The 21,342-nt window shown below is 70.5% G+C and carries 13 protein-coding genes and 1 pseudogene; 8 read left to right on the top strand and 6 right to left on the bottom strand.

Going from position 1 to position 21,342, the window contains the following annotated elements; translation table 11 throughout:
- Positions 1 to 79 precede the first annotated feature (79 nt).
- From ACFU9E_RS17045 to ACFU9E_RS17020, 6 genes are all read left to right on the top strand, one after another.
- Entirely contained in the window at positions 80 to 748 is a 669-nt protein-coding gene (locus tag ACFU9E_RS17045) for an ABC transporter ATP-binding protein (RefSeq protein WP_380684702.1), read from the top strand.
- A complete protein-coding gene (locus tag ACFU9E_RS17040; protein WP_380684701.1) occupies positions 745 to 3,030 on the top strand; it encodes a hypothetical protein in 2,286 nt (761 codons plus the stop codon). The genes ACFU9E_RS17045 and ACFU9E_RS17040 overlap by 4 nt, the downstream gene beginning before the upstream one ends.
- A gap of 888 nt (positions 3,031 to 3,918) precedes the next feature.
- Positions 3,919 to 4,242, top strand: coding sequence for a hypothetical protein (locus ACFU9E_RS17035; RefSeq protein ID WP_380684699.1), 324 nt, complete (start codon positions 3,919 to 3,921; stop codon positions 4,240 to 4,242).
- Positions 4,243 to 4,259: 17 nt separating this feature from the next.
- Entirely contained in the window at positions 4,260 to 5,861 is a 1,602-nt protein-coding gene (locus ACFU9E_RS17030; protein WP_380684698.1) for an alpha/beta hydrolase, read from the top strand.
- A gap of 40 nt (positions 5,862 to 5,901) precedes the next feature.
- Positions 5,902 to 6,432: a hypothetical protein gene (locus tag ACFU9E_RS17025; RefSeq protein ID WP_380684697.1), complete on the top strand. Its 531-nt coding sequence runs from the start codon at positions 5,902 to 5,904 to the stop codon at positions 6,430 to 6,432.
- A gap of 99 nt (positions 6,433 to 6,531) precedes the next feature.
- Positions 6,532 to 7,698, top strand: coding sequence for an IS701 family transposase (locus ACFU9E_RS17020; protein WP_380690319.1), 1,167 nt, complete (start codon positions 6,532 to 6,534; stop codon positions 7,696 to 7,698).
- Positions 7,699 to 7,958: 260 nt separating this feature from the next.
- Here the strand turns inward: ACFU9E_RS17020 and ACFU9E_RS17015 are convergent, their stop codons facing one another.
- From ACFU9E_RS17015 to ACFU9E_RS17005, 3 genes are all read right to left on the bottom strand, one after another.
- Positions 7,959 to 8,216: a hypothetical protein gene (locus ACFU9E_RS17015; RefSeq protein WP_380682164.1), complete on the bottom strand. Its 258-nt coding sequence runs from the start codon at positions 8,214 to 8,216 to the stop codon at positions 7,959 to 7,961.
- 34 nt (positions 8,217 to 8,250) lie between these two features.
- Positions 8,251 to 8,556, bottom strand: coding sequence for a hypothetical protein (locus ACFU9E_RS17010; RefSeq protein ID WP_380682163.1), 306 nt, complete (start codon positions 8,554 to 8,556; stop codon positions 8,251 to 8,253).
- A gap of 519 nt (positions 8,557 to 9,075) precedes the next feature.
- Positions 9,076 to 9,624 carry a hypothetical protein gene (locus tag ACFU9E_RS17005; protein ID WP_380682162.1) on the bottom strand — a complete coding sequence of 183 codons (549 nt, stop codon included), beginning with the start codon at positions 9,622 to 9,624 and terminating at the stop codon, positions 9,076 to 9,078.
- 906 nt (positions 9,625 to 10,530) lie between these two features.
- On the opposite strand from ACFU9E_RS17005, the gene ACFU9E_RS17000 reads away from it, so the two are divergent.
- A protein-coding gene (locus ACFU9E_RS17000) for an IS3 family transposase (RefSeq protein ID WP_380682161.1) occupies positions 10,531 to 11,720 on the top strand; the annotation gives its coding sequence in 2 pieces (ribosomal slippage) (positions 10,531 to 10,795 and positions 10,795 to 11,720; 1,191 coding nt in all).
- Positions 11,721 to 11,946: 226 nt separating this feature from the next.
- Here ACFU9E_RS17000 and ACFU9E_RS16995 read toward each other — a convergent pair.
- Positions 11,947 to 12,498 (bottom strand): annotated as a pseudogene (locus ACFU9E_RS16995) (pentapeptide repeat-containing protein); the annotation flags it as partial.
- A 459-nt stretch (positions 12,499 to 12,957) separates the two neighbouring features.
- On the opposite strand from ACFU9E_RS16995, the gene ACFU9E_RS16990 reads away from it, so the two are divergent.
- The gene (locus ACFU9E_RS16990; RefSeq protein WP_380682160.1) at positions 12,958 to 14,538 is read left to right on the top strand and encodes a hypothetical protein; all 1,581 of its coding nucleotides are present in this window, start codon (positions 12,958 to 12,960) and stop codon (positions 14,536 to 14,538) included.
- A gap of 592 nt (positions 14,539 to 15,130) precedes the next feature.
- Here the strand turns inward: ACFU9E_RS16990 and ACFU9E_RS16985 are convergent.
- A complete protein-coding gene (locus tag ACFU9E_RS16985) occupies positions 15,131 to 17,968 on the bottom strand; it encodes an RNaseH domain-containing protein (protein WP_380682159.1) in 2,838 nt (945 codons plus the stop codon).
- Complete coding sequence (locus tag ACFU9E_RS16980) at positions 17,965 to 21,342, bottom strand: hypothetical protein (RefSeq protein WP_380682158.1); 3,378 nt, start codon at positions 21,340 to 21,342, stop codon at positions 17,965 to 17,967. The genes ACFU9E_RS16985 and ACFU9E_RS16980 overlap by 4 nt, the downstream gene beginning before the upstream one ends.

Raw genomic sequence — 21,342 nt, 5'->3', positions numbered from 1 at the left:
CCCGGACATCTGCTCCGGGTGGGTCACCGCCACCAACACCTGACCAACCAACCACCAAGTCCTCGTAAGGAGTGAACGCGTGCCACCAGTGCTGCAAGCCCGGGCCCTGCACCTGAGTTACGGCCCGGCGGCCGCGGTGGCCGGCGTTGACCTGAGCGTCGACCCCGGAGAGGTGGTGGGTGTGGTGGGGTCCTCCGGATCGGGGAAGACCACCCTGCTGCACTGTCTCTCCGGGCTCCTGCTCGCCGACACCGGCAGCGTCCTGTTCCGCGATCGGCCAGTCGAGGCCATGACGGTCCGACAGCGCGACGAGCTGCGTCGCTCGCACTTCGGCTTCGTCTTCCAGTTCGGCGACCTCGTACCGGAGTTGACTCTGCTGGAGAAGGTCTCCCTGCCGCTGCGCCTGCAAGGGATGAGGGCCAAGGAGGCCCGGCGGCGGGCCGCCGGGCAGTTGGAGGCGCTGGGGATCGGAGGGCTGGGGCGCCGGACGGTCGGCGAGGTATCGGGGGGAGAGCTGCAACGGGCGGCGATCGCGCGGGCGCTGGTGCACCGCCCGGACGTGGTGTTCGCGGACGAGCCGACGGGAGCCCTGGACGACCGCAACTCCGAGGTGGTGTTCGGCCTGCTGCTGGAACAGGCCCGGGAGCACGGAGCGGCGGTGGTGCTGGTTACCCACGACCGGCACCTGGCGGCGCGCACCGACCGCACCGTGGTGCTGGCCGCAGGACGGATGGTGGAGCCGGCATGAGGCCGACAGCCACAGTACCGGCGGCGGTGGCGGTCGCTTGGCGGGCGGTGCTGTCGCGCCAGGCGCGACGCAGGATCGTCCTGCTCGCCCTGGTCGGAGCGGTCGCCGCGCTGGGGGTGCTGGCCGCGGCTGGTGCGGCGTCGTTGAAGGGCCGCGAGAGCGCCCGCACCGCTGCGGCGGTGCCGGTCTTCGGTCCGCAGACCGGCTACGGCGGGGTACCGGTACTCAGCCGCCCGGGCGTGGCCGAGACCGGCTGGAGCGAGGTGGAACACGACTACCGCGGCCACCGGATAAAGATCGTGCGGGTCGCCGACCCGTACGCCCGCGGCCCTCTCCCGCCCGGCGTCACCGCCTGGCCGAGCCCCGGGCGGGCCCTGGTCTCGCCCGCGCTCGACCGGCTGATCCGCCAGGCCCCCACCTCCCTCGGACAGTGGTTCGTCGGCACCGACACCGAGGTCCTCCCGCCCCGTGCCGTCGGCAGCGCGGGCCAACTCATCGCCTACATCGGCGTCGCTCCCGGGGAACTGGGAACCCTGCAGGGCCCGCTGACGGGCTTCGGCGGCGAGAGTGGCGGCGGACTCGGCTGGTACCCGGCGCTCGGCTGCATGCTCTTCCTGGTCATGCCCGCCGTCGCGCTCGTTCTGACCGCCAGCCGATTCGGCCGCCATGTCCGCACCACCCGTTACCAGGCACTGCGCCTGCTCGGCCTGCCCGCAGCGCAGGCCCGGCTGGCCGGGGCGCTGGAGACGGCCGCGCCGGTCGCGGCCGGCGCGTTCGCCGCCGCGCTCGCCTGGCCGTTCCTGCTGCCGGACATGTTTGCCCTTCCCGTGACCGGCCGCTGGCTGTTCGGCACTGATCTGCGCGTCCCCGCATGGCAGTCGGTTCTCACCGTCCTGGGTGTGGCCGCGCTCGCCGGATCGCTCGGCGCGGCCACCGCCTCAGGCTCCGACCGCGCCTCGCGCGAGGTCCGGTTCCTGCGGCCGGTGCGGCTCACCAGCCCGTGGGTGGCGCTGCTGTTCGGCGCCGGACTGCTCCTTCTGGCAGTCGCCTACTCCCGCCACAAGCCGCGCGACCCGCTGCTGTGGGCGGCAATCGTGCTGCTCGGCGCCGGCCTTCCCAGCGCCGCCGCCTGGGCGGGCCAGCGGCTGGCCCGGCTCCTCGGACGGGTCGAGGCTGGCGTGGTGTGGCTGCTGGCGATGCGGCGGATGGCAGCGGACCCGCAGTCCCGCTTCCGCGTCGCCGGAATGGTCGGGATCGCCGTCTTCGCGGTCGGCGCAGCCCAACCTGTCTCCCAGGTCATGGCCCAGCCCAACCTGCCCTGGGTCGAACAGGCGCTCGCCGCCGGCCACACCGACCTGCTGGCCAGAGCCGAGACCCTGGAAGTTGTTCCCCTGCGTACACCCGATCCTCCGGCGGCCGTGCACGGCCTGGTGCCCGCCGTCGCCCTGTGGTCTCCCGCTCAGGACCCGGCCATCCGTCCCGCGCACACCGCGCTCGTCGCCGGCTGCCGTCAGCTGGAGGAACTCTTCGCCCGGGCGCTTCCCGACTGCGTCGGCGGCCGGATGATGCTGCGGGCCGGCGGCCCGCTCGCAGTGGACGGGGAACCCGTGGCGCCAAGCCCGCCGGACCTCAATGGGAACCTGCTCCTACGATCCACCGACCGGACCCGGCAGGCGAGTGTTCCGCCCGCCGCGACAACGCTCGATCTCCCCGCCGACCTGGACACGCCGGTCGTGGCCGTCATGGTGCTGCCGCCCGACGACCCCGCCCTGGCTGAACTCGGCGACCCGTTCCAGATTGCCGCCTACCTGCGGGTCGCCGTGGACGTGCGGGCCTGGGAGGAGGCCAGGACCTGGGTGGTGTCCTCCTCACCCGCCTTCCGGCTCGAGAACGCCTACCAGTGGTCGGAAGTCACCGACAGCACCGGCAACTGGGTCCTGCTCGGACTGACCGTCGCCGCCGCGATCACCGTCATCGGCGCCCTGCTGGCCGTCACCGAGGACGGCGGACGCCGCCGCGAGTGGTTCGCCCTACGGGCCCTCGGTATGGCGTGCGGCCGGCTGACAGCCGTCCAATACACCGAAGCCCTCCTTGCTGCGGCCATCTCCGCAGCACTGGCCACCCTCGCCTCCACGATGGTCGGCATCACCTACCTGCGGATCAACGAGGACCACCTCGACAGCCGTCTTCCCTACCTTCTCGCGGCCGGAGCCGGCATCGCCGTCGTCGTCCTCGCCGCCACTGCGAGCAGTTGGGTCACCCTGCGCACACCTCGCCGTTAGGCCTCGGCCCCACGGCGATGATGTCCTCGCAGGTGACCTCGCGCAGTTGGTCCTAGCGGCCGGACGGCTCCAGCAGCACCGGCTGGATCCCGGCGCGAGATCGGCGCCAGCCGTCCATCGCCCGCACGTCCCCGGAGAGGGCGTAGCGGCGGCAGGGGAGGGGTTCCTCGGTGGTGATGCCGTGTCGTTCGCGAGGCGGGCGAGGCCGGCGTCCGCGGCCTGGCGGTCGGAGGCACAGGCCGGTACAGCGAGGGCGAGCACATTGATCCCGAGCTGAGCGACGCGCTGCTGGGTGATCGCGTCGCGGCCGGCGCTCACGTGTCGGCGCCAGGCTTCGGCGGTGATGCCGTCCGGGGTGGGGCCGGTCTGCGGCTCGATGGCCGGGGTGTCGGGCGGCGCCCCGGTAGCCCTGGCCGGAGCCGCTGGCCGAGCCGGACCGCCTGCTGCCGACCCGCGCCAGCTGCATCGGGTTCGCCAGGCACGGGAGCAGCTGGCCTCCGACCCGCACCACCTCGGGCCTGCGCAGCCACCGCGGCACGGCGGCGTGGACGTTTTACATCGACCAGGGGCCGCCTGGCGGATCCACTGTGCGTGGGCGTGCGGCGGCCGGGACGGCGGCGTCGGCACGGTGTTGCGGGTGGGCCCGCACCTGTAGGCGGGGCGTCGGTGGGCGGGCCGACCCGGCCGTGGACGGTCCGTCCAAGCCTCGTCCCGTGGTGGCGGTGCCCGGGTGAGGCGGGCGGAGCGGTGGATTCTCGGGAAGTCCCGGGTGCGTGTCGGGCGTGGCCGTAGCATCTGACTATCTGTACGGATGCGGAGCGCACACTGCCTGCCTAGCATTCCGTGGGGAGCGGGGCTGGGCATTCATCTTCGGGGAGGGGAACCCACGTGGCTGACAACGCCACTGCGAACGTCGTGGTGAAGGCGGCGGATCTGCGGGCGTCCGCAGGTATCGCGAAGGGACTGGGAGAGGAGCTGGACGCGCCGGTCCGGAGCGCGGTGACCACCAGCGAGACCGTCGCTGGCCAGCTCACCGGCTGGTCGATCGCCGGCGGGCTGGGGCAGCTGGGGAGCGGCTGGTCGAAGCCGCTCGCCGACCTGCGTCGGCGTCTTGCGGACACCGCGACCAACCTGGACGCCAACGCCGCGGCCCACGAGGCCACCGAGCGCGCGGTCGCCGGTACGTTGGCTGCACCGCAGGCGGGCAAGTGAGCCTCTACGCGCTCCTGATGAAGTTCGACCCCCACGGCCTGCACGACGCAGCGAAGGCCTGGACGGCGCTGGGGCACGCGGTGGAGAGCGCCGGCCAGCGGCACCGCAGCCAGGTCAACGGGCCGCTGGCCGGCAACTGGGAAGGCGACGACGCCAAGGCCGCAGTCTCGTTCATGGGGAAGACCGAGCAGCAGCTGAACATCGTCAAGATGGAAGCGGGCACCGCCGCTCTGGTCCTCAACACCGTCGCCGACCGGATGCACCAGGCGCAGACCAACCTCACCAACGCCGTGAACCGGGCCGTGGACGCCGGCCTGAGCGTGTCCGCCGACGGAGTCGTCAACCTCCCGCCCGAGGGGGAGGGCGAGCACAACGACCCGGACGCGCAGAAGGCGCGCCAGCAGCTCGGCTGGGACATGAAGGGCTTCCAGAGCCGGATCGACGCCGCGCTGAAGGACGCCCAGACCGCCAGCGACCAAGGCAATACGGCCCTGGGACGGCTCAGCTCGGGCGCCCTCGACCCGGCCAAGGTGAACGGGGCGCTCGCCGGGGCGAAGAACGCGGCCGCCGCCGCGATGCAGGACCTCGGACTGGTCGATCCCTACATTCCGGACGGCAAGGACCCGGAGCAGTCCGCGGCGTGGTGGAAGGGACTGACCCCCGAGCAGCAGGACGCCTATCTGGCCCTGCACCCCGACCGGATCGGCACGCTGGACGGGCTGCCCGCGACCGTCCGCGACGAGGCAAACCGCCTGGTCCTCGACGAGAAGCTGGACGCCTACCGCACCGGAAAGCCCGGCGACTTCGGTGTCGACGAGGACGAGTACAACGCGCGGATCAGGGCGATGGAGGAGATCAGGAGGAAGCTGACGGCGTCCGACGGGAACCCCGAGAAGCACCAGATGTTCCTCCTGGGAATCGATCCCGACGCGCACAACGGCCGGGCCGTCGTCTCGACGGGAAACCCCGACAAATCGCAGCACACGGCGATCTTCGTGCCGGGCACCGGGACCGTGCTCGCCGGAGTGCCGGGGCAGATGGACCACATCCGGCGTCTGCAGAAGGCGGCCGAGGACGAACGCAACGGGGACGTGGCCGTCGTGTCGTGGCTGGGCTACGAGACACCGAACTGGCTGAACGGCACCGTGGCCCAGACCGACCGGGGGGACGCGGGGGCGCCGCTCCTGCGCAACTTCACCAAGGGCCTGCGGGTGGCCGAGGGCGACAACGGCGTCTGTTCGCACCTGACCCTGATGGGACACAGCTACGGGACCTATGTCGTGGGCGCGGCCGCGCGGGACGGTGGCGTGAACGCCGACGACATCATCGCGCTGGGCAGCCCCGGCATGGGGGTCGACAGGGCCTCGGAGCTCAACATCGACCCGAAGCACGTCTGGGTCGGCACGGCCAAGGACGACTTCATCCAGACGGCCACTGGCACTGTGTTCGGCGAGGGCCCCCAGTACGGGATATTCGGGGCCCAGCACATCAAGGTCGACACCGCCGGACACGGCGGCTACTGGAACATGGGCCCCGGCGGGGCAAGCGAAACCCTCCTCAACCAGGGACGGATCATCGCCGGCCGCCCGCCGACCCTCGCCCCCACCATCCCGCACTGACCCCGCAGCCAGTCCAGTCGACCGCCGACCCTGGAGCACCATGACTGCCAGCGCATCCCGCACCTCCGCGCGGATCACCGCCGCCGCGCTCCTGATCGCGCTGCTCGGCGGGTGCTCGTCCGCCCATCCCGACAGGAGTGACCCGCCACCCGTGAAGTCCAAGGCCGACGCCCAGACCTGGGCCCAGCAGATCACCGAGCACATGGCCCGCACCGCCGGGATCGAGCCCGACCCGGCGACCGTCGACGCGCTCTTCACCCCGTGCACCGGGAAGAACGGCGAGAGCGCCTCCGACGACCGGTACATCCTGATGTACAGCGTCGACAGCCACGTGCCGCGCGCCCAGCACCCGGAAGCGGTCCGGAGGATCCGCGACATGCTGATCGGCGAGGGCCTGACAGAGGAGGGCTATCGCGAAACCGTGGACGGCAAGCCGGACGCCCTCGTCGACGCCTTCCACCCCAGCAGTCGGTACACCGCGACCGCGTCCACCGCGGGCACCGGCGACCTCATGTACCTGCGGGTCATCACACCGTGCCTGCTTCCCCCGTCTGAAGGCTCCACCCCCTGAACCTCTGGAAGCTCGAGCCGGTGGATCCAGGGTGGGACAGTCCTAGTACTGCAACGGTGTTTACCGTGACGTCCGTTGGGTTCACTCGTTGGGCTGTTCATGGGTGGGGAGATATCAGAGGTCGATGCTCGTTTCTGGTCGGATGGGTTGGCTGGGCTGCACGAGCGGTTTGCGAAGCGGTTCGCGCGGAGTGAGTCACGGGAGTCCGCGCTGGCGTATATGCGGGGTCTGCTGGCGCCGTTGGAACGCAAGAACGGCTGGACGGTGGCCGAGGAGGCCGGTCACGGCGGGCCGGACCGGATCCAACGGCTGCTGAACCGGATCGACTGGGACGCGGACGGGGTGCTCGACGACGTGCGCGAGTACGTCGTCGAGCACCTGGCCGACCCCGGCGGCGTGCTGATCGTGGACGACACCGGGTTCCTGAAGAAGGGCGTGCGGTCGGCCGGTGTCCAGCGGCAGTACTCGGGCACCGCCGGCCGCACCGAGAACTGCCAGGTAGGCGTCTTCCTCGCCTACTCCGGACGGCTTGGCCGGACCCTGATCGACCGGGCGCTCTACCTGCCGAAGTCCTGGACCGACGACCGCGAGCGCTGCCGGGCCGCCGGGATCGGCGACGAGGTCGAGTTCGCGACCAAGCACCAGCTCGCCCGGGCAATGGTCCGCCGGGCGATCGACGACGGGATCCCGTTCCGGTGGGTGACCGCGGACGCCGGCTACGGCAACAGCAAGGGCTGGCGCACCGAGCTCGAACAGGCCGACGTCTTCCACGTCGTGGCCACCACCCGCCACGACACGGTCGTCACCCGGTGGGCGATGGACCACCGGCTTCACGACTTGGTGGCGGGCCTGTCCCGGCAGAAGTGGAAGCGCCGCTCGTGCGGTGAAGGCGCCCACGGCCCGCGGATCTACGACTGGGCCCGCGTGGAGGTCCGTCCCTGGCATCGCCCGGACCGGCGGCACTGGGTGCTCGCCCGCCGCAGCATCACCGATCCGACGAAGGTCGCCTACTACATCGCCTACGCGCCCGCCGACACCACCCTGAACGAGCTGGTCGCCGTCGCGGGTGCCCGCTGGGCGATCGAGGAGTGCTTCCAGAGCGCCAAGGGCCAGTGCGGCCTGGACGACTACCAGGTCCGTCGCCACCAGGGCTGGTACCGGCACATCACACTCGCCATGGCCGTCCACGCCTACCTCACCGTCCTGCGCGCCCAGCAGCTCGAAAAGGGGCTGGACCCGCTCGAACGCCAGACCTTATACCGCTGACCGTCCCCGAAATCCGCCGCCTGGTCACCCGCCTCGCCCAGCCAGTCCGCCGCAGCATCGCCCACGTCCTGCACTGGTCCCGCTGGCGCCGCCGACGGCAGCACCAGGCCCGGATCAGCCACTACAAGAGACGAGGCCACAGCCCGACGGCTGAAGCCTCGTCACGGTAAGCACCGTTGCAGTACTAGGACAGTCCCCCCTGTTCTGCCTAGTCAGAGCATGCAGCGGTGAGCTGGGACAGGGGCGGGACATCGGGCCGGCTACCGTCCCGGGGCGGCGCCGTCGATCGCGGCGATCAGCCGGACGTGGACGGCGGTGGCCGCTTCCCGGGTCGCCGGGTCCTCGCTCTTCAGCTGGGGGGCGATCAGTTCCGCGGCCGCGGCGAGGACCGGCACCGGCACGGTGGCGTCGCGCAGGTGGAGGAGCTGGGAGGCGGCGCGCTCGGCGGGGGTGGCCTGGGCGCGGGCGTCGGGGATCAGGGAGGTGAGGCCCCGCGGGAGGTGCTGGCTGCTGGTCACCCGGCCCATTCTTCCGTGCCCCGGGCATCGGTGATCACCATGGCCGGTCGCCGGGTTCCTCGTCGGGCAGGGGGCCGTGGCGGTGGCGGGCTACGGCCTCCAGCAGCGCCGGGCGGGCCCGGCGCTGGCGGACGTCCTCGGTGCGGCCGGCGTCGGCGGCCCAGTCGGGCAGCGGCCGGTCCTGCGCGGCCGAGGTGAGCGCGCGGCCCACCTCGCCGACGCCGCCGATGGCATCCCCCTGCTGTCCGCCACCCCCACCGACGCCCTCACCCTCCTGCGCCTGGCGCTCGATCAGGGCCTCGCCGCCGCCGGGAAGGTCCGGCGGCTCCTTCCCGTCCACGGGTGATCCCGGTCCCGGGAAGACCAGGCTCTTGACCAGGTCAAACCGGGCAGGATCCACGCGCCCGGTACGACGTCACACACGCGCTGAAGATCAACGACACGCCCTGCGGCGCCCGAACGGGCAGAACGGGCAGGATGCGCGAGCGGCTGCTCCGGCGGTGCTCGCGGCGCCTGTTGTGCTCGACGGTCGGGCACCAGGTCCGTCGGTGAACGGCTCGCCCGACTGGCGGTCGTACCGGGACCGACCCGCACCGCGCACCTGGCCAGCAGGTTTCTCCAGAGCCGCTGTGCCGCACATGCCTCAGGTAGCGATCTGGCCGTCGTCCGCCCGCTGCTCGCACGGTCGCCGCCCGGCCGTCCGCCGACCGGGCGGCGGGCCGCAGGAAAGGTCGCGGTCACGGCGGAGACCGACGTCCTGGATAACCCCGACACCCGCTCCGCCCACCGCCACCGGCGGCAGGGTGGCGGGCGGGAGGCGACAGGACGCCATCCGCTTCCGGACGGAAGCCCGAGGGTGTTACGCCGCGGTCGGGCAGACCAGGGTGACGATGGTGGGCGGGGTCAGGCTCTGGGCGGACTGGTAGGTGTCCGCGCCGTACTCGTAGTAGAAGTACTGCACCCAGAAGCCGAACTGAGCGCCGGTGGTGCAGTCCGAACCTGCGGTGAAGCGGTAGCCGAAGGCCACGGTGCGACTCTCGCCCGGCAGGATCGGCACCTGCGGGTGCATCAGGTTGAAGCTCGCGCTGTCGGGCACGGCACTGCACCAACTGGCGCCGCCCGCGCAGCTCACGAACTCGTGCCGGACCCCGGGCCACGAAGCGTTCACAGCGATGGAGTTCACCGTCGCGTAGAGGAAGGTCACCGGCTGGTCCTGGCGGTTGGTGAACGTCACACTCAGTGTGCCGATCTGGCCTGCTGTCAGAGTGGTGTCGTCAACGGTCGCCGTGAAGTGCGGCTGCGCGGTGTCGGCGGCGAAGGCCTGCCCGCCGAGACCCATCAGGGTGAGGAGGAGCGTCAGGACCGCGAGGAGGCGCGCACGCCCCATCGCCGAGGCGGTGATCGACATGGACGCCCAGCGTAGGGATCCACCTCCCCGCCGTCTGCCCCGCGGCCGGAAAACCGGCCAAGGTCGTTCCCGTGCGGACGCAGTCCCGAGTGAAAGGTGATCACGGATGATGCTTCGCGATGTCGGGTACAGCGACGTCGAGACCCACGCCGGGAACGGTGTGACCAGCGGATGATGGCCGAGTCGGACGGTTCCGCCGGGCGATGCAACGAGCTGTCGCCACCACCCCGGATCCTGGCCGGCCACGGCCGGTCACCCCGGCGGGTGGCGCTACGGCCGCAGGTCGGCACGCTTCGACCTCGGGCCCCGGGCCCCGGGACGGTCCGCTGTCCGCCAACAACGGGGAGTATCTCGGTCCGCGCCCCTGGACGCGCTCACCCGGCATGCCGAGACCGTCACCGGCTGACCCGCCCCCGCGAGACCCTGCCGTCCCAGCCCATAGAAACCGCACACACCTCGGCCCTGCCGAGCGCTGCTCCGGCTATGCGGTCGCGCCCTCCGCCGGCTCGCCGACGTGCTTGAGCCGGCGGGCGGCGACCCGGTCCTCGCCCGACAGCCCGGCCCAGAACTCGTCCGCGGGCGGCTCGTGCTGCTCCCGGCGATGACCGCCACGTCTTACCAGTGGCGCTGACCCTTCTCGCAAGAGTCCCCGTGCGACTTTGCACTGTAGGCGACCAGAGTTGTCGCTACTTGGCCGCCCAGAAGGCAGATCATGATCGGCGGGGCCGGTGTTCCTGGGAACGGAAGGCGCCGGCGGGTGCGGCGCGCCATAGTGCGGGAGTGACCGCGATTCCCTCCCGCCTGGACCTGCCCGCCCGCCGCCGCCGCCATTGAGCTGCTCTGGCTTTCGTGGAGTCCCTGATGTCTGGGTTTGTTACGATCCAGGCGTAAGGAGAACCACGAGCAGTGCCAGCACCACGTAAGTACCCGAATGAGCTCCGTGAGCGCGCCGTGCGCGAGGTCCGGTCCACCGGCCGGCCTGTCGCTCACGTGGCCCGTGACCTGGGCATCCACAAGGAGGCCCTGCGGTCCTGGGTCCGCCAGGCCGAGGCCGACGCCGGAGAGCGTGACGACCGCCTCGCCACCGCCGAGCGCGACGAGCTGAAGGAACTCCGTAAAGAAGTCGCCGAGTTGAGGCGAGCGAACGAGATCCTCAAGGCCGCCAGCGTGTTTTTTGCCCAGGAGATCGACCGTCCCCGGACGAGGCCGAGCAGGTGATCGACCACCTGCGCGACGGCTTCGGGGTCGATCCCGTGTGCCGGGTGCTGGGCCTGTCGCCGTCGACGTACTTCGCGCGCAAGCAGCGGCCGAAGTCGGCCCGCCGGCTCCGCGACGAAGAGCTGATCCCGCTGGTCACGGCCGTGTGGGAGGACTCCGGTCGCACCTACGGTGCCCGCCGCGTCACCCGCGCCCTGATCTGTGCCGGCCACGCGGTCGCGCGGTGCACCGTCGAGCGCCTCATGCGCGAGCTCGGCATCGAGGGCTTCATCCGCGGGCAGCGCCGCCGCACCACGGTCGTGGAACCGGCCGCCCCGCGTCCGCCGGACCTGGTCAACCGGCGGTTCACCGCCGAGCGCCCGAACCAGCTGTGGCTGGCCGACCTGACCTACATCCGGACCTGGTCGGGCTGGGTCTACGTGGCGTTCGTCCTGGACGCGTACTCGCGCCGGGTCGTGGGCTGGCAGGCCGCCACCCACATGCGCACGGACCTGCCGCTGGACGCGCTGGAGATGGCCCTGTGGCGGCAGAAGATCAAGAAGGACGCGGGCCTCATTCATCACAGCGACCGCGGGTCGCAATACGTGTCCATTCGCTACACAGAGCGATTGGCCGATGCCGGCGCCTCAGCGTCGGTCGGGTCCGTCGCGGACAGCTACGACAACGCGATGGCCGAGGCCCTGAACGGCACGTTCAAGGCCGAACTGATCGAACACCAGGGGCCATGGCGGGACTTCGACGAGGTCCAGCGGGCCGTCTTCCAGTGGGTCGCGTGGTACAACGGTGAACGACTCCACTCGGCCCTCGGCTACATCCCGCCCGACGAATACGAACAGACCTACTGGGTGCAACTGGAACAAGTCCCGCAAACCGCTTGATCACACAATCGCGGACTCCACGAAAACCGGGGCAGCTCACTTTCGATGCGGTCGCCGAGACGGTCACGGCGGTGCCGAATACGGCGCCGCCGAGGTCGAGAGTGCCAGCGCACAGGACGGGGCCGAACATCGAGGCTGTTCGGAACGTTGCCCGGTTGAACCGTGCGTGGTCGGCGAAGGCGGTGCCGCTGAAGCGGGCCTCTCCGGCGAACACTGCCTCCGTGAAACGGGCCTCGGGCCCGAACGCTGCTTTGGTGAAGTCGATGTCTGCCGAGAAGTCGGCCTCGCGGAAGTCTGCCCGGTCCTCGAACCGGGCCGTGCGGAAGCGGGAGCTGCCGCCGAACGAGGCGCGGGTGAAACGTGCTCCCCGCCCGAAACGGGCAAGGTCGAACCACACACCGGCAGTGAAGGCCGCTCTGGTGAAGTCAGTGTCCTTGCCGAAGACGGCTCCGCGGAAGTCGGTGGCACTGTCCTCGAAACGGGCACCGGAGAAGTGGGCCGCGTCACCGAAGACCGTGTTGTTGAACTGCGCACCTGCCCGGAAGCGGGCGTTGTCGAACCACGCCGCCTGGAAAGTCGCGTTGGTGAGGTTCGCCGCCGCCTCGAACGTCGCTTCGCTGAAGCGTGCCGGCCCGAACCTGGGCCCGCGTTCCGAAGGATCCGTCACTGCGTGGAGGAGGCTCTCGAGCAGTTCCCGGGTGAAGACGGTGCCGCGGTGGTCGACAGCGCTACCTGCGGCAAGGCCAGCGAGGTAATCAGCCCGGGGGCCGTCCTGCATGTGTGCCAGGCACCCACCGGACTTCGCGACTTCGCGCCCGCGGCAGCCGACAGAGTCGCTTGCGTCTGCTCCCCGGCCGCAGAAGGGCCAGAGCGGGCGCTCGGCGGGTGCGGGGTCCTGGGATGCCATGTCGGTCGAAACCTTATCCCGCTGCCCGCGGACCGGAAAGCCCGACCTCTTGGCGTCCGAGGGCCGTAGGACCGGATACCGGAGCGTGGCGTCCCGCTGTGTCTTTCAGCGTGCCTGACCGCGGCCGTGCGCCCCCGGTCGGCACACCGCGGCCGCCGCCGGTGGCCGTACCGGTCTCGCCGACACAGGCGGGAGGGCGCACACACGCACCGGAAGAACGCGGACCCGCAACGGGGACCTCCAGCAGGACCGATCCGGTCGCTTGCGCGGCGGCCCGGACGGTTGTCGCCCCGGAAACGACCGGCGGATGCCAGGACTACACTCAGCCACATGGCATTCGAGGACACTCGTGCGTCCCTCGTCGCGGCACTGGACACCGCGAGCAGCCCGAAGGACATCTTTGACCTTCAGAGACGGATCGCCGAGGAGATCCGGGCTGCGGAGCCGCAGGACAGCGAAGAGGCAGACGACCACAGGCACCTTCTGCGGCTCATGGGTGACTCGCTCGCATGGAAGATGCTGAACCGCCACGCGATCCGCGAGTTGGCACGTGACCGCCGGGACCCGCCCCACCTCTCCTCACAGGGAGAGGACTTCGAGTTCGTCATGTCGGTGGCCGGCCGGGACCTTGATGCAGGCAGAGTTCCCATCGTCTGCGACCTCACGCACCTCCTCGCGGTGGGTGACATCGTCTCCACCGCCGGCTCCGGGATCACGATCCTCGAGTGCAAGAACAAGAGGCTTCCATTCCGTGAGCCGGGTGGGAGGCACGCCCGCCAGGAGACCCGTGCAAGGAAGGCGGCGGAGTATCTCAAGAACGGTCATGTGACCGATTCCAGTGGCTTCACGACCGTCTCCGTCGACCTGGACGAACCCGAAAGCGCGTACGAAATCCTGCGTGACTGCGTCGACCGGGCCTGCGCTCACGACGGTGGCGGCGGCTCCGTCGGAGTCATCGGCGACAGAGACTTCATCCTCGCCCTCCACCACGGATCCAAGTCGATAGCCGAACTGATGGAGCAGGTCTCGCAGACCATCCGGATGGACGGCTGGCGCATCCCGATCGCCCAAGGATTCTCCGACGCTGTCTGGGGGCCCTCGCCGTTCCGCAGTAATCCTTACATGCTGCCGCTCTCCGCCGGTCAGCGCGCAGACCTGGTGGACGGCAACCTGACGCTCATGAGGATCGTGGACATCGGCATGCTGGACTACTCGGGCGACCTGCACGGATTGGACGTTCGAATCGCAACCCGCATGCGCGAACGGATCCCGCGCTTCGACACCCTGGTGGACGGCCGGCCTGTCGAGATCTCGACCCGGTTCATCGAGCAGGTTCTGTGGGACTTCAAGCCACTCGCAGCCACACGGGCCATGGTGGCAGAGATCGCGGCACGGTTCGGCCGCACGGCGGGCGAACCTGGAGCCGCACCGCTCGCGGACGCTTCTCCGACGGTGAGCACCACGAGCGGCTTTGTCTTCAGGGCTCGCGGTGACGACCGAGAGCCGGTCGTGATGACCCGCATCGGACAACTGAGAGACCTCGGCGTGGACATCTCGGCCCTCGAAGCCCTCGCCGAGGACCCGGGCGGCTCCGCTGCGGAAACGACGGTCTTTCCCGCAGTCCTCGACTGCAGGGGCAGCCGACCGGTCATGAGACCGACGGCGTCCGACGAGACCGCCCCGTCGGCAATCTCCACAATCCTCGGCCATGAGCCGCAGGCACCCGCAAAGCCTTCCAAGGACACCCTCCGAGGGCTACAGGACATTGGTCCGCCACGTGTTGACGCTCCGCCGTCCAGGGGAACGACCCCATCGGCAGAGCTGTCCCAGAGCGTGACCTCGCTTGCGCCGGCACACACTGCGCTTCGCAGCCCGGCACCGACCCTTCAAAGCCGCCCGCCGTCACCGTGATGGCAGCACCTGTCGCCGACCAGAGGCCGACCGCCTTTCAACGAGACACCACGGCCGCCGCAGTGACCGGAGCGGACCGACCCACCGCCGCACCCTTCACCCAGGTCGCCCGCACGCGGTCGTCCGCCGCCGGGAGGGCACCGGGTCCGCCTACGCGCGTGGACCGGTCGGCAGCCGCTGCGCTCACCACCCTCCCCACAGCTGTGGGCATCGGACAGGTGGAGCCGCAGTACGGGCCACAGGCATGCAGCACCGGCCTTCGAGCGGATGCCGGGCACATTGGGACGCAGAAGATCTATACCTCAACTTCGGGCACAGTAGCAGCACTTACGTGCAAGCAAGGGTGCTTTGAAGGCTTTGGGCGAACGTGCGAAACCCTTCGGTCGAGTACGTTGCGGGCCCGGACAGGAGGGCCCGGAGGCGGGCAGCACCAGCACGCACGTTGGCTCCAGGGAGGATGCCGTCTCGACAGCACCATCCGCGGACGAAGGCAAGTGACAAGCAGGAGGGGGCCGCCGACCGGTCAGGTCATCGCACGGTCTGCCGGCCGGGGGCCGAAGGAGCACACACCGGCCGGGTGGCGGGGCTTGTGTCAGGGGATGTACTCCTCCATGAGCTTGCCCAGGTGCAGGATCATCGGCAGCCGGGTCGCCTTGCCGGTGTGCGTGTGGAAACGGCGCAGTGTCTGGACGTACAGCGCCACCTCGTCCGGGTCGTCGCCGTCCTGGAGGAAGGAGACGTGGACGTGCAGCGAGGTGGGGTTCTGCCCATTCTTGTGGTCGTTGCCCGGCCCGGACAGCTTGCTCACGCCCTTGGGAAGCTGACTGGTGTCGGGGCGGGGGTTGATGGCCAGGTACCCGCGATCGGTCCACCGCGCGACACCGGAGAACCTCCCCCAGCCGTAAGGAAGTTCGGGCAGCACCGTGACCGGTTCCGCCTGCACGCCATCACTGTCGGTGGCACCGCTCACGCCGTTGCCCGCTGCGCCTTGGCGGTGGACGACTGGCAGGTGAGACCCCGCCTGGTTCTGCCTGGCGCCGGCATCCTCGATGTCGGCGCCAGGCTCGGCCGCTTCCGGGGCCGGACCGATACCGAAGCCGTGGGGCAACTCGTCGTTGTCGTCGTTGATCCGCACAATGCGCAGGCCCGGCAGGCTTGCCGGCGTGCGGGGGACGGGCACCATGTCGGGGTCGGTGAGCGAGACTCCTGGCCACACGAGTGTGTCGGGGGTGATGTGCTGGTTGGACAGCCAGGGCCAAAACCCTTTGTTGCGCAACGTTGCGGCGCGGGCGATGAAGAGCCGGTCGTGGGTGTCGTCCTCGGCGAGTGCGCCGCGAAGGAAGCGGGCGAGCGCTTCCTGGTCGATCCGCTTCACCTTCCCACGGCCCTCGGCCAGCGCCGCGGGAAGCAGTTCGATGGGGATCTCCGGTTCGACGGGGTGGCTCTGGCTTGGGATCAGCTGACCGGTCGCAGTGCCGTCGGTACGCATCCGGAGCAGCATCGGAACGAAGTGAAAACCCGCGTGGGCCAGCCATAGCGCGGACACTTCCAGCGGCGCGGTGCCGAACAGCGGCGGCAGCGTGGGGAGGCGGCCCAGCTGCCGCAGCAGGTCCAGCACCGCGGCGGTGATGCGCTCGATGTCCTGCTTGCGTACCTCGGTGTCCTCGAACGGGTGCAGGCCAGTGCTCCTCGCGTCCGGGTTCGGGTCGCGGTTGACGGGCTTGATGATCTGGACCAACCGGTTGCACCGGGGCGGCAGGGCGATCTTCAGCGGCTTCTTCGGGTCCTCCAGCCGGGCGGCCTTGTAGTAGCCCGGACCCTCCAACTCGATGAGGCAGCCGACCGGGCGGTCCTCGGGCGGGAACGCGTCCTGCCACAGCCGGGCGCGTTCCTCGAGGGCGGCCTGGCGCGTTCGGCGCCGCTTGTCCGGGTCGCTGTCGGTGGCTCTGGGCCAGCCGGCCAGCAGCAGCCCGGGCTTGACCAGGCGCAGCCGGACACCGAACTCCTCGCCGCGGTAGCAGCGCACGACCGCGTCGCCGTCGTGGACGGAGGTGGTGGGCTCCAGTCCCAGGATCATGGTGAGCACGAGGTGGACGGCGTCGGCGGTGCGCGGGGTGGCGTGCCACAGCTCGATCGGGTACTCGACGCCCACCTTGGTGTGCTTCTTCGGCAGCCGCCGCGAGCGCGGCTTCACCTCCGCCGCCGGGGCGACCGGCACGAAGTGGTGCTCTTCAAGGACCGGGGCCAGGGCTTCGAAGACGGTGAGGTGGTCGATCGGCTGGAAGCCCGTGCCGGTGGGATGCCCACCGGTCTCCCGCGCCCCGTCGTCGCTGTTGTCCTCATCGTCGTTGAAGTAGTTGTAGCCGGTGCTGTGCAGCAGGAACGCCCGGGGCTTGGGCGCTTGGTCGCTCTCGGCCCCGCTCGGGGCGGCGTAGTGGGCAGGGTTCTTGCGGACCTGGTCGGGCAGCGGGAACAGGTCGGGGCTGGGGAGCCGGGAAAGGATCTGGGGCAGGCCGGGCTTCCACGTCCACCGCATCTCGTCTTTGACACCGGTCACGGTGACCGGGGCGCGCAGCAGCGTGTCCCGCTCGGTGCCGCGCAGCACCCCGCTCGGTGCGTACAGCAGCATGGTGGCAGTGGCAGGCTCGTACTGGCTGTGCCGCGGGATGTAGGCGGGCTGGGTGGCGGCCATGCGCGCGACGTGCGGGACCACCCGCAGCAGCAGCCGCCCGTCGTGGGGGAGCGTCACCACGTTGAAGCGCAGGTAGTGGGTGCTGTAGCCCTGCTCGCCGCCTCGCGACATCCGGGTCGGCGGCCACAGGAAAACTGACCGGTCACCGTCGGGTGAGGCCGGGCCCATGATCCAGGAAGATCCCTGATCGGTGTCGCGGCCGCCCAGCCGACGGCCTTGGTCGACCCAGCCGGCGGCAAGGAACGTCGCCAACATTTTGTAGGCGGCCTCGCTGGGCTCGGCGGTGCCGTTCGGTCGCACGCCGCGCTCGAGTAGGTTGGGCCGGACCGGCTTCCACTGCAGCTTCAGCGCCTCGCTGATGACCTCGCCCCACGGGACGTCGGTCTGGTGGGGGGCGACGTGCCCGCAGACCCAGGCCTCCAGTGCGAGTGCCACCACGGTGGTGTCGGCAAGCGGGCGCACCGCGCGCAGCCAGGTGCTGGCGTGCAGGTCGGTGGAGACGGCCAGCAGTTGCGGCTCCAGCTCCAGCAGCAGTTCCGTGAGCGCCCATGTCGGCAGACGGTCCTTGTGGCGCGCTTTCGGATTGGAGGCCCAGGCCCGCTCCAGGCGGGGGAGCAGGTCGGCGGGGAATGCCGCGCCGTGCAGCTCGCACGGCCACCACTCGTCCGGTTTCGCGGCGAACAGCGGGAACTGGATCCCGCTGAAGGAGATCCTGGGCGGCTTCGGTCGCTCGGTCATCGGCCCCAGTCCATGGTCTCGAAGAGGTTGTCCAACAGGCCCCAGGTCGCGCTCGCGATCTCGTGTTCGAGTCGCCGCTCGGGGAGCGCGCCAGGCTCCGGGGGAGCGAGGAGGCGGTTGATCAGTTGCCGGCCGGCGACCAGCACGCTGGTGCGGTCGGTGTCCTCGGCGGTCTCGCGCAGGTTGGCGGCCCGGGGCGCGAACGCGGCGTCGATGAGGTAGATCCTCGTTGGCACGTTGCCGCGGATCGTGCGTCCGAGCGTCTGGTACAGCTGCACCATCAGGTCGCTGACGAACGCCTGCCGGAGGTCGGTGCGGGCAAGGCGGGAGAAGAATAGCGGCTGCCCCATCAAGGTCAGCCACAGGCCGCGGGCATCGGCGCGCAGCAGGCGGGCGTGCTCGCTCAGGTCCACACCCGGAGCCGTGCCGTCCACCGGGGCCAGCAGTCGCTGCATCGCGTACTGGTTGAGTACGGCGAGTGGGAACGACAGGTCGTCGGCGGGCGGGTGCAGCCTGGCGAGGTAGAACAGGGCGCCGAACGCCGCCACCCCTCGCTCGTTGAGGACGTTGTGGCCGCGCTGCAGCGACCCTTCCGGGGCGAGCATGACGTCGGCGTCCGTCGCGGCGAAGCGCCCGATCCGCCGGTAGGCCAGCCCGTATCGGCCAGGGGCCTGGGAATCGGGGGTGACGTGGCGGGCCGTCAGACGGGTCTTGAGGTTCATGTGCAGTGCGCACGCGGCCGCGTCCTTGCCGCTGAGTGTGACGAATGCGAGCTGTTGCCGGTCGGGGTCCAGCCGATCGCGCACCTGGTCGACCAGGGACCTGGAGGCGCCGGGCGCGGGGTTGCAGATCGCGTCCAGGACGGCGCGCAGCGCGTCCTCGCGCTGCTGGCGGCCACCGGCGCCGGACACGAAGATGCCCTTGTGGTCGCCGGTCCGGTACTGCGGCCGGAACAGCATCCGGCTCTCGCGCAGCGCCTGCGCGCACGGCTCGGGTTCGCGCAGGATCAGCTGCGGAGTGATGGCCACGTGGTAGCGCGCAGAGCCGGGCATCCAGCTTGTCGCAGAGGTGAGCACCACGTTGGGGCCCTCGACGCCCTCGCATGCCAGCAGGTCGTGCAGGTGGTAGAGCAGCCAGCGGCCCACCCCTCGAAGCCAAAGGATCTCCAGCGAGCCGCTGGTGTCGTCCCGGTTCGGCTTCCATTGCAGGGCCAGCATGTTGCCCATGGCCTGCTCGGGCACGAGCATCTGCAGGTCGGGCGGTGGTTGGTGCTTGAAGAAGCTGTCGGCCGCCTCCATTGGCATCTGCTTTTGGACCGCGGGCAGCAGTGAGTTGGCGCCGAAGAAGCTCGTGGTGATCCTCGCCGACCAGATGCCGGCCATGAGCAGCCGTACCAGCTGCGGCAGCATTTGCTCGACCCAGCCGCTGACGTTCCCGTCCTTGTCCTTCGGCGCGTGGTCGAGCAACCATCCCTCGGCCGCTTCTTTCGCGGACCAGGTGGTGTCGTAGCCGGCCGTCATCGCGGTTAGCAGGCGGTCCAGGTGGCTGGGAGGTGCCTTGAACGGGTCCCGGGCCAACGGCGCGAGGAACTCGTCGAAGAACCGGTCCGCGGCCTCTTCCTCCTTGGCCTGGTCGGGGTGCTCCTGCAAGGTGGTGATCCCGTGCAAGGACCGGGCCAGCCGGTTCAGCAGCGAGAAGCCGCTGAACGGGCCCTCCTCGACGATCTCCGACAGCAGATCCCCGCCGCCCTGGCCGTTCCTGCCGCCCCCGCCCTTGTCCCGGCTCTTGTCCCTCTTGTCCGGCGGGGTCACCAGCAACGGGTACAGGCCAGCCAGCGCCTGGTAGTGCCGCAGCATGTAGCCCTGATAGCGGCGCACATCAGGGTGGGTGAGCGGCTGGTGCCAGGCGGCGTCGAGACTGTCATGGCAGGCGATCGCCGTGCGGGCGCTCCAGCCGCCAGGGAAGGTGAGCGGCTCCTGCAGCATGAACCGCTGGTCGAAGTCGCCCATCACCTTGTCGGCCTCGTCGACCAGCAACAGGCCCAGCTCGTGCTGGATCGCCTCGATCTGCCGCGCCCGGTAGGAGGACCCCTCCATCCGGCTGCTCACCAGGCCGGAGGAGGTCATCACCCACACCTGAGCGTCCGGGATCGCGCGTGCCGCGGCCTGCTGCGGGCACACATGCGTCAACGGGCAGTCGTGCAGCTCGCGTTTCTTCGGCAGCTTCAGCCGCCCGCGGCAGGGGAAGTCCTCCTCCCGCAACGGCGCGTCACCGCGCCCGGCACCGGTACGCAGAGGCTCGAGCAGGCACATCGACGTGGTGAACTCCGCCGCCGGATCCAACTCCGGGCCGGGCAGCGCGTGCCCGGCGTCCACGTCGTACAGCTCGTCGCGCCAGTAGCTCTCCACGTGGCGTTCGCGGGTGGTGCGGCCGATCAGTGGGACCGCACGGATCCCCAGCGCGCGCAGGAACCGCACCTTGGCCAGCGCGGCGCTGATTGAGGGCATCACGTAGCCCACCCGCAGTCCGCGCTGGACACCGATGAACGCCAGCCCGTCCAGCAGGGTGCTCTTGCCCGCGTTCATCAGCCCGACCGTGTGGGCGATCCCGTCGACGGTGAAGACGCCCAGGCCGTCGACGAGCCGCCCGGCCGCCTGGTCGACGCGCGAGAACGTCATGTTCCCAAAGCGCCGCTCGAAGTCGCGGTCACTGATCTGCGGGTGTGACTCCAGGGCGCGGTCCATCTCCTTGAAGGCCTGCGCCAGATCGTCGCGGGTGACCGGGAACGGCTCCCGGACACGGCTCGCGCGCGCAGCGAGCCGCGCGGTCGGCTGGGCGACCTGGATCCAGGACGGGATCCGCAGGCTCTCAATGGCGCCGTCGCGCCGTTTGAAGAAGCACTCGGCGCCCGGCGGAACCGGTTCGTGGGCTGGCTCGATGTCGTAGGGAACCGCGTCGGCGAGCGCCGCCCGGTAGAGGCTTTCTCGCTGCGGAAGGTGCGGCGAGGGGTACCGCTCGAACAGGGTGTCGTTGAGGACCCGATGTCCGGGCGGGCCCGCGGTGGTGAACATCCGCAGCTCGACCGGGACTTTGCGGTACTCGTTCAGTCGCTCGCGCCACTGGCCACCGCGCGCCGCGTTGCCCATCCGAAGCCGCACCCGCCGGGCGACCTCCAAACCGGCCGGCCCCAGGTCCGCGTAGTGGTTGAGCGCCGTCCACAGCGCGCCGACCGACTGTCCGGGCAGGTGCTGCTCCAGATAGAACAGGCCGAGTTCGAGTTGGCAGAACTCCGCTGGCGACAGGTCACCCAACCGCGCGTCCAGGCCGGTCTGCTGGATGTCGGTGGCCAGGCCCTCGTACCACTGCGAGCCCAT

The organism is Kitasatospora sp. NPDC057595 (genome assembly GCF_042800875.1).
Classification (GTDB): Bacteria; Actinomycetota; Actinomycetes; order Streptomycetales; family Streptomycetaceae; genus Kitasatospora.
The sequence above is the reverse complement of the archived record's forward strand: the minus strand, read 5'-3'. Positions and strand labels throughout refer to the sequence as shown.

Excerpts from the sequence above, each read along its gene's own strand:
- ACFU9E_RS17040 (WP_380684701.1), top strand. The coding sequence starts at position 745 with ATGAGGCCGACAGCCACAGTACCGGCGGCGGTGGCGGTCGCTTGGCGG.
- ACFU9E_RS17030 (WP_380684698.1), top strand. The coding sequence starts at position 4,260 with ATGAAGTTCGACCCCCACGGCCTGCACGACGCAGCGAAGGCCTGGACG.
- ACFU9E_RS17025 (WP_380684697.1), top strand. The coding sequence starts at position 5,902 with ATGACTGCCAGCGCATCCCGCACCTCCGCGCGGATCACCGCCGCCGCG.
- ACFU9E_RS17020 (WP_380690319.1), top strand. The coding sequence starts at position 6,532 with ATGGGTGGGGAGATATCAGAGGTCGATGCTCGTTTCTGGTCGGATGGG.
- ACFU9E_RS17005 (WP_380682162.1), bottom strand. The coding sequence starts at position 9,624 with ATGTCGATCACCGCCTCGGCGATGGGGCGTGCGCGCCTCCTCGCGGTC.
- ACFU9E_RS16990 (WP_380682160.1), top strand. The coding sequence starts at position 12,958 with ATGGCATTCGAGGACACTCGTGCGTCCCTCGTCGCGGCACTGGACACC.
- ACFU9E_RS16985 (WP_380682159.1), bottom strand. The coding sequence starts at position 17,968 with ATGACCGAGCGACCGAAGCCGCCCAGGATCTCCTTCAGCGGGATCCAG.
- ACFU9E_RS16980 (WP_380682158.1), bottom strand. The coding sequence starts at position 21,342 with ATGGGCTCGCAGTGGTACGAGGGCCTGGCCACCGACATCCAGCAGACC.